This is a genomic window from Collinsella sp. AM34-10, from assembly GCF_003469185.1.
Lineage (GTDB): Bacteria > Actinomycetota > Coriobacteriia > Coriobacteriales > Coriobacteriaceae > Collinsella.
In genome coordinates this window covers 350,405-365,575 of the sequence record NZ_QSIL01000001.1, presented here as the reverse complement: position 1 = coordinate 365,575, position 15,171 = coordinate 350,405, and the positions used below count along the sequence as shown (strand labels likewise).

The window sequence follows — 15,171 nt, the reverse complement described above, 5'->3', positions numbered from 1 at the left end:
TGATCGGATTCGCGGTAAATGAATTCACGAAATAATCCTTAGCGCTTAGAAAAACTAAATATTACGAATAATTGGTCCCATAAATCTTCTAGCGAACTCTCTCTCATAAGCATCAAAGCAAAAATGAATAGAAACCACCGCATAAAGAAGTGAATAGATCAATCCTCCAGTAACCAGTGCTGACCAACCATGCCAATCAAAATAAGTCCAAATAGCATTAAACCCAAAAGAGATAATTAGGAGAGGGACTAAAATCGATAGAATATTCTTCCAAAACTGAAAAATGTCCATATCTAACTTTATTGCATAATACCAGTTCATAATAAGGCCATTTCCTATGGCAATTGAAACAGCTGTTGATATGGCTGAACCTATTACCCCGAACAACCTGCATAGAAATATAGAAATAAATACGTTAATTACAGCAATTGCAGCATTCATGTAGCCTCGAAATTGGTATACATCCTTGACCTGCATAATTGTAAGACCCAGATTTTGAATGATATCAACCGTAAATGGCACCATAACTATCATGGCAACCCAATAAGCATCAGCGAAGTCGTGCCCCGCCCAGAGGGTAATAAAATCCTGACCAAAAATCGCAAAACCGCTGAGAACAAGAAATGCAACATAAAAGGAAATTCTTCCAACTTTGATGAAAAGCCGAGAAAGATCAGTAGCTGCATCAACCGAATGAAGCACAATATCAGTAACCTTTGGAAGAAATACAGTAGAAATAGATGTTCCTAAAACCATATAAACAGAGTAAATTTGTGCACCTATCGCAAATACAGCAATTAAGTCGGCACCATAAAAATATCCTAGAATTAGTTGGCCTGATTTCCAGAAAACTTGATCGGAAAAGGCAACCAATATTACCGCCGAAGAAAACAGCAGCATCTCCTTAGCGAGCTTCCAATCCATCCCGTGAAAAGTGAACTTTGTCTTCAAAACATTAGATACGAATATGCGCTGGATTAAAGCACAGAGAAGATTTGTAAGAAAAGTCATGCAAGTAACTAGCAGCGCAGAAGGCCAGAGCCGCATGAACACGACCACGAGCAGGGGCTGAAGAATTGCAGTAACCAATTGAGACAGACGCAGAAAAACAAAATTCTCATGAGCGGTGATAACCGCAATACTAATGATGTTATTCATAACCACAACCATATCTGCGGCCAAAACAACAAACATTAATGACATTTCGTAGAGCTGAGCCGTGCTAAACGAATTCGAGTATGAATAGATGACAATTATCCCCACAAATAGTATTACGACAACCGCAACGAACGAGATAATCCAAAACAGTCTTTTCGCAATTGCAAGAGTGTTTTCCATCAATTCAGAATCGTCCTGAAGATATGCCTTGCTATAAAACTTAGTCACGCTCGAAGCAAGAACGGTATTGATTACCGTAAGATAAGCCATAATGGAGCCAACGAATTGGTAGAGACCGTATTCGGCTTGGCCGATGCCCCTTAATAAGATGGGAACATATAGCAACTGAACAAGAATCTGAACAATTGAATAGGCATAAGATATAATTACGCCTGCTTTTCTACTGGATTCGATCTTCACACGGGAACCTTTCAAACTCATATTTGAGATACGTAAATCTGAATTAACATAGAGGCATTGAAGTGAAACAGCTTTGCATTTTTACACCTACATATAATAGAGAACATACCTTGAAGCGGTTGTATGAAAGCTTGAAAAAACAAACTGACTCTCGTTTTTATTGGCTTGTAGTCGACGATGGCTCGACGGACGGAACGCAGAGCTTATTTGATTCATTTGCAAAGGAATCAGCTATCGAAATCGAATATATAAAGGTAGCGAATGGAGGAAAACAACGAGCCTGCAATTTAGCTGCAGAAAAATGCACTTCAGAACTGTTCATGTGTGTTGATTCCGACGATTATCTCACACCTGATGCGGTCCACTTCATATTAACGGCGTGGAAAAATGCAGGGGATGCCATTGGAATTGCTACGCCCAGGTCCGCTCGTAACAATCAATTTCCCAGCAACACCACTGCGAAGTTATCATCCCTCTACAGCAAATACGGTTATAAAGGGGAGACTTGCATTGCAACGTTAACGAGCGTTATCAAATCACATCCTTTTTACATAGCCGAAGGAGAGAGCTTCATTCCTGAAGTATTTCAGTTTGATCAAATTGACCACGAGTATTACCACCTGCTATGCAACCGGGAAATATGCAAAGGGGAATACTTAACAGACGGTTATACAGCCAACTATAAACGCTTATTGTTAAATAATCCACGAAGTTATGCCGAATATAAAAAGCAGTGCATAGAGTTCAGTGACACACTCATACAGAGATTCAAGGAGACTATTCTTTATCTAATGTGGTCAAAGATTGCCGGAGATAGCATCCTTTTTGCATTTAAAAAAGCAAAGTCTGTTGGCGCCATTTCTCCGGCAATACCATTTGCCGCAGTATTAGAACCATTGTTTAAGAAATACATGAATAGAGCCTAATCATTGATTAGGCTCTATTTTAAGACCATTCAAATTAATTCCGGTTTGCAAAAAAGGCTTTCAATGCTGAAGTCAAAGGCCTGAAGTCATTTGTTTTAAATCCATACTGGAGCCGTACTATTAATCCGGCCAGCATTGGATTGACCCAAGAATGACGGGTGAGGAAACGACGCCTTTCTTTCAGCAAACCCCGCTCAACCTCATCGATCCAAGACCCGTTAAAATGATGTATGGTAACGGAATTTTCAGTAAGATGAATATCACCAGATTCATGACTCTTGGGACAAAACCAATCGCTTGGGTACAGTGTGAATCCATCAACTGTCTGCATTGTATTATCAAGCTTTAGTCCGAGGGCCTTACAAGCTTTTGTAATCACTACAACATTTGTCGTTAAGTCGTACGATCCATCGCTTTTAATAAAAGAACGTACATCGTAATCATTCAAAAGCTTCCGGAATAACGGAAATCCTTTTTCACAAGCCATAATTCCAGTTGGCACAGAAGCGTCCGATTCGAAACCTGAAAAAGCACGGTTGGTCAAAAAGGGATCAAGAGACTTAAGGACCTCTACGTCGGTATCCATATAGATACCGCCTTCATTAACTAGAATCCATAAGCGCGCATAGTCACTTACAAATGCCCATTTCTTAGCTTCATATGCCTGTTTAACATAATTGTTAGAAGATAAATCGAAGTTTGATTCATCCCAACGCTTTATCTCATAATCTGGGCAAAACTTCTTCCAGGACTCGATGCACGCGATTGCCTCTTCAGGCAAATCATTATTCCCAAACCAAATGTAGTGAATCACTTTTGGGATATGGTTCTCGTTCAACTGAAACTCCAAACTCAATCTACTATTTAATCAAAACAACGCTCTGGTTATATTCACTTTTATTTGCATTGTTAAAGCAAGGACCAATTAAATTGCCCGGCAAAATCTGATGCCACATCTTGTTCTCATAAGGGGTATCGCCCCAGAAAAAGCCTATATGGCAATCAATAGCCCCATTCGTTTTAAAGAAGATAATATCGCCTTTCTGCGCATAACCGCTATTCAGCATATCGCGAACCGTTCTAAACTCATACATCTTGCACCCTGAGTCACAAGCATAACCATACCAGCGCCAAGCGTTAATATAGCCTCCCCCACCAGGCCCGCCGGCCCATGGCGAGTGTGCGTTATTCCTGCCTATCGCTGCAACATCCCCGCCAACAGCAGCATAAGCATGAGCAACAAATCCGGTGCAGTTCATACCCGTATAGCCATCCCATCTTGGACTTCCGTTGGGATAAAGACACGTGTCATATGAGAAGCCGCCGGAATAACGCGTACCCAGATAATAAGAATCATACTGATGCGAAGTAAGCCATGTCAGCAGGCTAATTCTGCTTACGCCAAGAACGGTCGAACTTCCAATCGGATTGTAATAAACCTGCGTAGACTTAGTATGGACTGATCCATCGGGATAGGTTACATCGCAATACAAAGCATAGTAACCCGAACCTAAGCCCAAATCGGATGGATTAAAGTACGCATTGTTAATGGTTGATTTCGCTCTCAGGACGCCCCATTGACTCCAATCCGGTTTCGCCCAGACAAATTTAAATTCAAATTGTCCAGATTTTTCCGCATCAAGAGTCCCCATATCCGCACGAACGCCCCATGAGTAATCTCCATCAGTAGATATAGCTGTAATTCTCGAATAGTCCCAAACCCCGATATGAATCCTGTGAGTAGTTACCTTACCGTCAGAGCCGCTCACATCACAATAAATATCATACTCGCCGGGTTTATCAGGAGTCCAAGATAGGGAAGCATCGGAACCATTCTGCGCAATGCCCCAATTTGACCAATTGTTTCTACTCCAAACATACCTATAGTTCAGAAAACGAGTATCCCCCGAGCACTCAGATGTTACGGACACTTTATCGCCAGGCTTAACAAAAGCGTTGGAAACGGATATGCCTTTATAAGACCAGTCTTCCGGGATAAAATAGCAGACTTTTTTACACGTAAGTGTTTGTCCAGTTAAAGTATCAATTACATCTATATAGAATGAAATCTCCCCGGTTTTTGTAACAACCCAATCTAGTGAAGAGAGACCTTCCCCTGAATCTATAACGCCCCATTCATTCCAATTGTTTCTCATCCAAACGTACTTATATTTAACGCCTTTATTATTACGAACAATCAGATTGGGAGTAATAGCAACTGTATCCCCAGCGGAAACTGATCCATCAGAGGGCTCCACGGAAATCGATGTGAAATTAGACAAGTTATTGTCCACATGCACGGGGAACTTGCGCGTGGTGACGCGGCCGGCCGAATCGATGGCGTCCACCCAAATGTTGACGTCTCCGGCCACCTCGGGGGTCCAGGGGCAAGACGCGGAGGGCTCGCCCTGGCGGATTGACCCCCAGCGAGACCAGCCGCCCTGCTCCCAGACGAACTTGTACCTGACCGAGCCCGCATTGCCGGAGACGGACAGGCCCAGCTCGCACTCGTTGCCGAGCAGGGGCGACCCGCCGTCGGTAGCCTTCGCGGAAAGGCCGTCGAGGGAGAAATCCTCGGTTATGCTGACGGGAAGCACGGAGGTCGCGGAGAGGCCGCCGACGGAGACGTCGACGTAGACCCTGTACGAACCGGACGACGCGGGCTCCCAAGCGCAGGATGTCGCCTCGGACGGCCCCTGCGCAACCCCCCACTCGGCCCAAGAGTCCTTCTGCCAGACGAACTTGAGCTTTGCGCCGGGCGCGGCCGCCGCACGAATGGCGACCTTCATGCCGGGGGACCACTCCAAGTCGGGCCCTCCGTCAACCGAGAGACGGCAGGCGTCCACATGCACGGGGAACTTGCGCGTGGTGACGCGGCCGGCCGAATCGATGGCGTCCACCCAAATGTTGACGTCTCCGGCCACCTCGGGGGTCCAGGGGCAAGACGCGGAGGGCTCGCCCTGGCGGATTGACCCCCAGCGAGACCAGCCGCCCTGCTCCCAGACGAACTTGTACCTGACCGAGCCCGCATTGCCGGAGACGGACAGGCCCAGCTCGCACTCGTCGCCGAGCAGGGGCGACCCGCCGTCGGTAGCCTTCGCGGAAAGGCCGTCGAGGGAGAAATCCTCCGACAATTCAGACATCTTAATAGCAGGATCGACGAAAAGAGATGAAGCGCCTCGATCTGTCGCAAAGGAATGCGAGGCGGCCATAGGCCAAATCAAAAAAGCAACAAATAATGCAAGGATGAGCTTACGGCAAACTGTCTTCATCGGAATCAGGCATCCTAACAAACGAAGCTGTATAACTGAAATCAAAGACGACTAGCGCTGAAGGGAAAATTGCATCGTTAGATCATTCTGTTAATAATCGCCGCGATTCTTTGGCCGTAACCATCCCCAGGGACAGCCCATAAACCATTGAGGTCCTCTAGGCACGGAGCGATGCCCAGATATCCCCTATCAACAAGTATTTGATAACGAGGATCAACACAAACATTGTTCAAGGGCATACTGGTCGCATAGCCTTTTAAATGCTGAGATTGAGCAAGCAGCCCCTGATATACGTTGTCAAACCTTGCCCCACCGACTTGAGGACCAGTAGCCCCTAAGCCAGCAAAATTGCACTGGTCTGCGGATACCGAACCCCCAAACTGGAGCCATCCAGTCTCCAACATGGCTTGGGCAAATACGACTTCGGGCCTAACGCCTTCAGAGGAGGCAGCCAAAATTACCTGATTGCAGAACTCAGCAATGCTAGAAGCGCCCCTTTGCGAATAGACTTCAGAGGGATAGACATGTCCGGTAGAAACATACAAACGAACCATAGAGCCAGCAGATGTCGAGAGCGCTCCCATAATTGACGTGCCATCGACCGTCACCTTGCGGGTGAGGTGCTTGGCCTGCTCGCCGTCGATCACGTCGAGGTAGAGGGTGTACTCTCCGGGCTCGGAGGGGGTCCACTCGCAGGAGGAGGCGGAGCTGGAGCCGCCGCCGACGGTGCCCCACTTGGCCCAGCCGCCCTTCTCCCAGACGAACTTGTACTTGAGGCCGTCGGTGTCGCCGGAGACCCTGGCCTTGAGCTCGAGCGGCTTGCCGGAGCGCGCCTCGCCGGAGACGTCGAGGCCCTCGACGGACCAATTGACTACTTTATATTTGGAGGTGCTCGATATGTAACCATTGGAGTCAACAACATCGGCATAAATTTCGTATTCACCAGCTTGCGGCAAAGTCCAAACAACTGACGGGGCGGTCAAATCTTGACCGATCACGCCCCAGTTAGCGTCAGTCCAATCTGCCCCAGCCCTATGCCAAACAAACTTATATTTGAGTCCGTCGGTCTTGCCGGTAACATTCACTCCAACTTTAATCGAAGATCCAGCGCGCCCCAATTCTTCCGAAAAGGTAATTCCATCAATGGAATAAGGATGAGGAAACTGCGCAATAATAGCAGCGGCATCAGCCTCGCCAAGGCGACGGCAGCCGTCGTCAGAGAAATAGTTAGCGACATCGCCGGAATTCGAAATGAAGCCGTGCTCAATAAGAATGCCGGGGATCCCCTGCTCGCGTGCACAACGAATCACAGCGAACTCGTCGCCTACTTCCATTTGGAAAACACCACGATAGGAAAGGCCCATGGCAGCAAGGTTATTCATAACCTTATTGGCAAGCTCAACAGAAACCTGTGTATAGTCTGATCCATTTGCGGTGGGAGCGTAAACCTCAGCACCATGAGCAGCAGAGGAGCCGGAATTAATATGGAAGCTCACGAAAGCCTGCGCACCCTGATCGATGCAACGCTGAACGCGATAAAGAAAATCATTACCGGAGTAATTGCCGTACTGCTCACGAGCAAGAACGACCTTAAAACCATATGCTTCAAGCTTATTCTTGCAGGCCGTCACAATCTTCCAGGTAAGATCATCTTCACTTTTACCATTACCCTGCGCACCGGGATCAGATCCACCATGACCAGCATCAAGAGCGATTACGCTAACGTTGCGAGCGGAGCGAGCGGCATAAGTAGAAACACCATCCGGAGAATCGGCGCACTCCAACGCCTGCTGAATAGACTGTGCCTCAACAGCATTTCCGTCCCCATCTGCATAATAAACAGATGTGCCCTCGGAGTTCATAGAGCTGTCTACGACGGTGAACGAATAATCTCGGTCAGAGAGATCGATCTTATGCTCAGTCCCATCTCCCTCTAGATAATACGAAATCGAAGTGAGGAAATAAGTATTAGCTTCGAGTTTTGCGCCAAAGGTAAAGGCGGCAGAATTATCAGCCGTAGCAGACGCGTCGACAGAGCCCTTTACGCCGTTGGCGCTCACATAGCCAAGCGTAGCAGAGGAAAGAACTTCACCGTCATTATGAGTAGCAAAAGCAATGACTTGATTGGATCCAGAGGGAAGGCTTGGGTAGGCCAGGTAAACGTATTGAAAGTCCGACTCGACCGAATTGACCTCTTGCTCGGTCTTGACATCGCTTTCAGCTGCACCTTGGCTCAACGAGTCGATAGCCTCAAAATCCCCTTCAACCGGAGACTGGTCGACGGTGGCATCGCTGCCTTCAACATCATCGCCGCGTGCAGCCACTCCGTCATCACCTGCGGACGCCACATCCGTCACAGCTTCAGCGGGCTTCGCCTCGTTCAAACCGTAGGCAGCGACTACGGGACTCATCAACGAGGAAAATGTCAGAAGTGCAGCCAGAGAAAAAGTGGTTGTGACACGTAAAACCTTTTTCATATCAAATCCCTAGTCAAAATGATAATTCCCAAACATAGATTATCTAATAAATGGGCCCATATTAAAAATAAATTTAGGAGAAAGGACTTTCGGGAGCAGCGAACGCATGGAAATAGAAGTTGCAAATAACTGGCTTCAGATGCCAGTCCTTCTTCATGAACCACGTTCAAAAGACGCTAGGGGCGGTTTCGCACCTCAGCTCAATCAGCTCCAACAATATCGATCTGAACTCCACATAGGGCTGATGAGAAGCTACTCGTCGACCACGAGCAGGCCGAGCGTGCCGTGCTTACGAACGAGCTTGCGCGCGCCGTTCGTCCGTTTGCGGCCCTCCCACCAGAGGCCCTCAAGATAGAGCTGGAGGATGCAACGCGACCCTGCACTCCTGACGCATGCTACCTTCCCGAGCGCCGAGGCGAAATGGGAGCTAGCGCGCACCAGCCCGGATTCGCCACTGCCGGGAAAACAGCAGCGCGTAGGCCACCTCTTCGGACATCCCCTCGACGTCCTCCAAGAAGACGCCCCACTCCCTCGCGGCCTTGCGCACGTCTTGGCCGTTGTGCTTCGAGACGAGGGCGGTGTGGGCAATCACGTTCTGGGGAGACCGTTCACCGACCCCAGACCCCTTGGCCCTGGTCATTCTCACCGTGTGGAATCTCCTCGTTCTCTGGACTGCATGGCTGCCCGAGCGCAACAGGGGGATGGACAGCGGGACGTTTAATAGGAGTGCTGAACGGAAATATTCGGCCGGGTGGACTGCGGTGCCGATTTGCGATATAGGTGCTGCCGAAAGGGCCTAGTACTCAGCCAGTCGGAGGAGCTCCGGTGCGCACCCAGAGCTACTCACAAAAGTACAGAACAGGTCATCTCCCGTAACTTTAAAAGAAAAATACTTAATTGTTTCCATAGCTAGGAGGCAGAATGACCTTTGCTACCGCATTTCTTTTAACGGCATCATTGAATAAGCTAATGTCGTTTTTATCGGCCTCCCGAAAGCTCCAGTTAGACTTAATACCGTCGTTCGACTGAAATAATTCAACACCTACGAACGGAGAAACTGGAAAGAAATGAATATGTTTCTCTGAATCGAAGAAAGAAGGGTTATCTGACGTGAATAACTCACCTCTTTCGCTATAAATAAATTTGGCATGCAATTTACAATACAAGTCAATCTGTTTAGCGATACAGCCTCGTCCCTCGAAATAGGCTAAATATTGTTTGAGCAAGATGGAGTGCTTGAATTCGTTTCTATCTTTATCCAATTCTTGGACATGATTCGTTGCATCTTTACCCAACAAACCGATTAATAGATTCCAGGTGGAATCAAATGACTCATTTAGTTGCTGATTTTGATTTAACCCCCTCCAATCCATGGCAACAATTACCTGAATTAGCTTGCCTAAATTAAATGGAAGGATCAAAGGCTTATGCTCAGACTGCGCCCACCGTACGATAAGATCCTTTAGGTTTTGCCAATCGTTCTCAAAATCTTCGGACCAATTTTCCTCGATAGAAGTATCGCGAACCATACTAAGTGTTTGCTTTATAGTACGCTCATCTTTACCACAAAGCGGAATTCCGTTCTTTACAAAAACCCAGTTATTGATTTCAGATGCGTAATTCCAAATCAAATCTTCGGCTATGCGTTCATCATTTAAATAGACTTCATAACCTTTAATTTTGTCTAGAATAAGGTCTTTATAGTCCTTAAACCCCAACATTCCGGGCCTTATGGTATGAAAGTTATTTTCATAGAAACTATTTTTCAAATTCAGAGGCTCGACGCAGGGATTTAGCCCACGCGCATTAAAACACAATACTGAATTCTTATTGACAGACCATGCTTTTAAATAGCACTTTGGAACAAGGTGGTGCTTCTTTGCTTTAGCCATACAAATCCCAACAAAAGTCATTTTATAAATCGGTATAACTGTTTAGCCAAGCGCTCATCTCCAATGGCTTAAACTGATTACTTTTTCCAAGCAGCTCATGAGCCCACGGGTCGCAAGATACATCCGCGCGGCATCAAACATCGAAACCCTCGATCCATCTGCAATCTTGTCCGACACGCGACGAACAGTCGCTTTTGCAGGCAACCCCGGCCAATCCTGCGCCAAATGCCCCTCAAGCTCATCCTTAACGCGAGCGGCAACCGCGGCATAGTCCCCTGCATCCAAGCGCGCAAGGTCGAACACAACCAGATCCAAGAACCACGTCACAAGCTCACCGGGGCACAAATCCAGCAGTCCTCGCCTGTCCCAGCGCTCCAGCACTTCATGAAGCACCAGCAAATGGGCATCGACCTTGTCCATGCGCTTGGCGCCGGCGTTAAACACATGCGTCAGCGACTTTTCCTGCATCACGTAGTGATACAGCCTCTCGGGCGCAAGGACCGTCCTGACAGACAGCGGATACGATTCAAGCTGAAACACAACGTCCTCGGCAAACCGGACATTTTCGGCAAAACGCAAAGACATACGCTCAATCAGCTCGCGAGAGTATGCCGCACGCCAGACATAGGGCTGCGCATTCGCGGAAAACAGCAGGGCCGGATCAAATGACTCAAACCTGCGCGCTTCAGGAGAAAGTAGCTGCTTGATGCGCTCAGAAGCCAACTCGGCAGGCTCGCACTCAGCTCCAAACACAACAATCTCGGGATGCTCCTTAGCAAACGTATCGACCAAGAACTCGGCAAGATTAGGCTCGACGTAATCGTCCGAATCGACGAAGTCGATAATATCGCCGCGCGCAACATCCATGCCCGCATTACGGGCAGACGACAGTCCGCCGTTAGATTTCTCGACAACGCACACGCGAGAGTCCTTGCACACATACTTGCCAATAATCGCAGCAGAGTCATCCGGCGATCCGTCGTTAACAACCACGATCTCGATATCCGGACAGGTCTGCCCCAAAAGGGAGTCAAGACAACGAGGCAGGAATTCCTGGGTGTTATAGACCGGAACAATAAATGAAACCCTTGGGTTTGCCATAATTTCCCTACTTCTTAATTGCATCCAGGACGAATGCGGCAACCACGCCCGGGCCGCCGATGCGCGCATAATGCCTCGCGCGACCCAAAGCGCCGGCACCGGCAAAATCCTCAGATTCAGTCAGCCACTTTTGCGGATCGTTGACAATGGCCTTCAGGTTTGCGCGCTTCCACGGCTTAAGATCCGTGAGCTCAAACTCATGGACCTCAAGCGCGCCGCGGAACTCCTGGGCCATACGGTCCAAAAACTCAGCGTAAAACTTGGGATTCAGGCGAATGTAGCTCCACATATACGAATCGTATTTAATGATATTTGCAAACCTAAGCAGCTTGGCAACGTCCAGCGAAGAGTGCGTCTCGGCATAATCCTCAACAATCCAGCGATGAATCTCGGCATACTCATCATTAACGCAATGAACTTTATTGGGCGAATTGACCGAAGAGCCCTCGTTATCCTGGCGATATGAAAGTACGGAATCATGTAGGTAAACCGCAGTATCGGCAAGGGCGAACACCTTAAAGGTAAACGAGGCGTCCTGAAACGCAGCGCCAGGCGTCGGCAAGAAACGAATGGCATTACGGTTCAAGAAGTCTCGACGATACACCGCAGACCAAATCGATGGCTTAAGCGAGAAGGCATCGACGGTAGCGCTCGGGTGAACCGGCTTGCCGCAGTCCTTAGCTTTAAAGAGCTCCATCAGCTCTCGGCGCTCCTCCGGCTTCGACCAATACAGGTCAAAATTCGCCTTCGCAAAATCGGCGTCAAAGCGCTCGGCCGCTGCCACAAGTTTCTCCAGCGCATCGGGCGCCATAAAGTCATCGGACTCCAGAATGCCCACATACTTGCCGCGCGCCATATCGAGTCCGCGGTTCATCGAGTCGCCGTAGCCGCTGTTGGCCTTATCGATCATCTTCACGCGCGCATCGCGCTCCATGTACTCGCGGATGATATCCGGCGAGCTATCGGTAGAGCCGTCGTTGATGCAAATGATCTCAATGTCCTTGAGCGTCTGCGCCACGGCGGAATCGAGGCACTCGTGCAGGTAGCGCTCAACGTTGTAGATGGGAATAAGCAGCGACAGGACAGAGCTGCCAGAGGAATTAGTAGACAAATGTGCTCCTTAGGAAATACCTGACGTTAATGGTATCAAAGGGTCGTCCCGCCCGCGGGCGTTTATATAATCTATGGAGCCCGCAGAGGCAAACCGATACGAAAGGACGTCATGCAGCCCAAAGCCGCACGCAACATATCCATCGAAGCGCTGCGCTTGGTCGCGGTCGCTGGGATTGCCATATTCCACACGTTTCAGTGGACCTTCCAAGCCGTCTGTACCGGTCTACCGGAATACGCGCCGCTCGCTGCCTTCCCTTACTCCGGCGCGCTCGGCTTTATCAACCTGCTGGGCTGCTGGGCCAACGAGGTCTTCTTTATGATCTCGGGATACTTCCTTATTCCCTCGGCGGTACGCGCCCTCCAAAACGGTTCATCCGCGCAGTACCTCTCTCGTAAATCGTTTGCGCGGTTAAAGAAGATCGTCTTGCCCACGCTCTTTTATTGCGCTGCCTGCCTGCTTGTCTCGATGTACGTCTATCCCCTGCCCGAAATCTCACTACATGAGATTGGCTGGCTTACGCTGGGCATCGAGTTTATCTGGGTCTACGCGGCATCAGTATTGCTCGTCCCAGTGATTGCGTTGATGCGGCAGCGAATCGGCAGCAAAAGAGCCCCGTTTGTCGTAGCACTTCTTGTGCTCGCAACATTTGGAATCAACTGCTACATCGCGGCGACGGCAAACGAAGCGGCCGGTATCATTTTGTGGCGCAAACTCATGAGCGCCGTTACCTACCTGGTCGCGTTTATTGCAGCTGGAGAAATGCGCTTTGTCCTCGAATGCCACGGCAACGCATCCGGCGCTCAAAAATCCAAGATCGTACTCATCGGACTCGTTGCCGCCACCATCGCGCTCGAGCTTCTGCTATCGGCAAACAGCCAGTACAACACGTCTGGAAGCTCTCCTACAAGTCCACTTCCGTCATATCCTTTATCTTGGCCGCCGCATCCGTTGCCGCCGCAGCACTCCATCAGCCGCGCCACAAAGTCACTGCTGCAGACGAGACAATCATATCTCTCGCCGCAGGAACGCTCGCTTTCTACGCCGTGCAGTCGTTTACCTGCAACGTCTGGCGACCCATCTTCGACAATGCAATCTACACCATGGCAACAGGCATCCAAACGGGAATGCCCCGTCCAGCCGCCGCCATTTTGCTCGGAATCCTTATGAGCCTTTGCCTCGCGCTTTCCCTGCTCCTCGTGGATATCGTGCGCAGGGCCGTAGTCGAGTCCATCAAGGCCCATATGAACGGCTAAGCGACCTTCTGACTCCTCAGACCACGAAGCGCGCTTACACCCGAAACAAATAAAATCGCAAAGACAATCGCCCAATTCTTGCAGCCAAATACCGGAATATGAACGATCGCATGGTCATGCATAACAACGAAATAACCCAGAACAACAACCAGAGGCAGTGCCATGAGCAGCGACTGGATCAACACCTTTCGACGACGACCGCCTTGCGCGCCGCCCCGTATCGAGCAAACGAGCACGGCAATCCAGATCGCCAATACGGCAGCAAACGAAACAAGGCAAACGACGTTCGAGATCATCGCATAACCGGCAGTTGAGCAAATGGCGAACAGCTGCGGGCTCATGCAATAAAACTCCTTCAAAATCTGAGGCCAGTCAGCCTGGGGCAACAGTGACGAAGACCCATGCGCAGACCAAAGGCCCATCTCGCCCAGAACGTTCGAAAAGACCTCGTCCCAGCCCAGCACAAATACCGCGACAACCCATTTCATCGCCCAGGTAAACACAAACGAAAGCCCAAACCCAAAGAGCGCCTGCAGCATCGTGACGACGCAACGCTTGGGGCGCTCACCCTTGGGGAGCGCAATGAAGGCGAAAAAGCAATGCAGGGCGACAACTGCGGCAGGAATCGTTAAAAAGTCAAGAAACGAAAAAACGGCGCCCGTCGCTATCGACCAAAGGACAAGGCGGCTTGTGAAAACCCGTGCGTTCGGGGCCGAGCCCAAACGAAGGCTCATGCAAGACATCATGATGAGCGCCACAAAGAACGAGATGCACAGCAGCAGATCACCGATAAAATTGAAAAACAGATTGGTCGAGAACAGCAGGATTGCAAGGAAACCCAACGTCACTGGCTTTGAAAACCGCTTCCGCAAGGCAACGTAAGCGCAAGCGGAGCCGACAATCGCCAGAGCGGCCGCAGGCACCACGACAACGTCGATACCGCCAATAAACAGGCAGGCATTCGTAAGTAGCTGCCATCCATGCCAATACCGGTAGTACTGCTGATGCGTAATCCCACCGGCTTTCGTAACGTCATCAATCTCGGCAACAGTCATCGTCTTAAATGGAGAACCTTGGTCCTTTTGCTGTGCGACTTCAATGATAAAGCGATTGTTATCAAAGCAAACAGGACCAGCTGCAACACGGTGGTCGTAGACATACATGTCAGACAACAGGGCAGAGGACTCCGAACCCTGCACATGCGACTCGATGACGGGCCTCGGCAGACAATTTGCCGCGGTATTGCTCAGGACAAATGCGGCCTGAAGAACCAAAAACAGCAACATGACCTTGACGGGAAGGCTATCGGCAAAGGAAGCTAAACGAGTTTTATTCACAGGGCATCCAAACACAAAGATCGCGTCCACGGGATTCGGCACCTATGTAATACCACAATGCGCGCTTGCAATCTCGCCGCGCACGCACGTCAACCAGGCTTGTAGCAAACGTTCTTGGTGATTAGTGGAACATTAACCGCGGGCGCCTACCTACGCTTACAATAGTCGTGTCCCATGGGACACGTTGTTTATTCCGCAGGGCCGATATGCTGCCCACGCGA

At 49.4% G+C, this 15,171-nt stretch carries 10 protein-coding genes; 2 read left to right on the top strand and 8 right to left on the bottom strand.

Features of this window, described 5'->3' with window-relative positions; translation table 11 throughout:
- Positions 1 to 54: 54 nt before the first annotated feature.
- Positions 55 to 1,578 (bottom strand): oligosaccharide flippase family protein, encoded by a 1,524-nt coding sequence (locus DW823_RS01510; protein WP_158567241.1) that lies wholly within the window; start codon positions 1,576 to 1,578, stop codon positions 55 to 57.
- Between the two features lie 62 nt (positions 1,579 to 1,640).
- Between DW823_RS01510 and DW823_RS01505 the strand changes: the two genes are divergently transcribed.
- Complete coding sequence (locus tag DW823_RS01505) at positions 1,641 to 2,504, top strand: glycosyltransferase family 2 protein (protein WP_158567240.1); 864 nt, start codon at positions 1,641 to 1,643, stop codon at positions 2,502 to 2,504.
- Between the two features lie 34 nt (positions 2,505 to 2,538).
- Here DW823_RS01505 and DW823_RS01500 read toward each other — a convergent pair whose 3' ends face one another.
- From DW823_RS01500 to DW823_RS01470, 6 genes are all read right to left on the bottom strand, one after another.
- Positions 2,539 to 3,342 (bottom strand): glycosyltransferase family 32 protein, encoded by an 804-nt coding sequence (locus DW823_RS01500; protein ID WP_199574289.1) that lies wholly within the window; start codon positions 3,340 to 3,342, stop codon positions 2,539 to 2,541.
- Between the two features lie 22 nt (positions 3,343 to 3,364).
- Positions 3,365 to 5,776 (bottom strand): hypothetical protein, encoded by a 2,412-nt coding sequence (locus DW823_RS01495; protein WP_118079728.1) that lies wholly within the window; start codon positions 5,774 to 5,776, stop codon positions 3,365 to 3,367.
- Positions 5,777 to 5,853: 77 nt separating this feature from the next.
- Positions 5,854 to 8,253, bottom strand: coding sequence for an N-acetylmuramoyl-L-alanine amidase (locus DW823_RS01490; RefSeq protein ID WP_118079726.1), 2,400 nt, complete (start codon positions 8,251 to 8,253; stop codon positions 5,854 to 5,856).
- Positions 8,254 to 9,146: 893 nt separating this feature from the next.
- Positions 9,147 to 10,145 carry a DUF4238 domain-containing protein gene (locus DW823_RS01480; RefSeq protein WP_158567239.1) on the bottom strand — a complete coding sequence of 333 codons (999 nt, stop codon included), beginning with the start codon at positions 10,143 to 10,145 and terminating at the stop codon, positions 9,147 to 9,149.
- A 54-nt stretch (positions 10,146 to 10,199) separates the two neighbouring features.
- The gene (locus DW823_RS01475) at positions 10,200 to 11,246 is read right to left on the bottom strand and encodes a glycosyltransferase (protein ID WP_158567238.1); all 1,047 of its coding nucleotides are present in this window, start codon (positions 11,244 to 11,246) and stop codon (positions 10,200 to 10,202) included.
- A gap of 7 nt (positions 11,247 to 11,253) precedes the next feature.
- On the bottom strand, positions 11,254 to 12,357 hold the full coding sequence (locus DW823_RS01470; protein ID WP_118079717.1) for a glycosyltransferase: 1,104 nt from the start codon (positions 12,355 to 12,357) through the stop codon (positions 11,254 to 11,256).
- Positions 12,358 to 12,468: 111 nt separating this feature from the next.
- Here DW823_RS01470 and DW823_RS01465 point away from each other — a divergent pair, with 111 nt between their 5' ends.
- Complete coding sequence (locus DW823_RS01465; protein WP_118079715.1) at positions 12,469 to 13,527, top strand: acyltransferase; 1,059 nt, start codon at positions 12,469 to 12,471, stop codon at positions 13,525 to 13,527.
- An 82-nt stretch (positions 13,528 to 13,609) separates the two neighbouring features.
- Here the strand turns inward: DW823_RS01465 and DW823_RS01460 are convergent, their stop codons facing one another.
- Complete coding sequence (locus DW823_RS01460) at positions 13,610 to 14,980, bottom strand: hypothetical protein (RefSeq protein ID WP_118079713.1); 1,371 nt, start codon at positions 14,978 to 14,980, stop codon at positions 13,610 to 13,612.
- Positions 14,981 to 15,171 lie beyond the last annotated feature (191 nt).

Coding starts and splice junctions, on each gene's coding strand:
- DW823_RS01495 (WP_118079728.1), bottom strand. CDS start 5,776: ATGAAGACAGTTTGCCGTAAGCTCATCCTTGCATTATTTGTTGCTTTT.
- DW823_RS01490 (WP_118079726.1), bottom strand. CDS start 8,253: ATGAAAAAGGTTTTACGTGTCACAACCACTTTTTCTCTGGCTGCACTT.
- DW823_RS01480 (WP_158567239.1), bottom strand. CDS start 10,145: ATGGCTAAAGCAAAGAAGCACCACCTTGTTCCAAAGTGCTATTTAAAA.
- DW823_RS01475 (WP_158567238.1), bottom strand. CDS start 11,246: ATGGCAAACCCAAGGGTTTCATTTATTGTTCCGGTCTATAACACCCAG.
- DW823_RS01465 (WP_118079715.1), top strand. CDS start 12,469: ATGCAGCCCAAAGCCGCACGCAACATATCCATCGAAGCGCTGCGCTTG.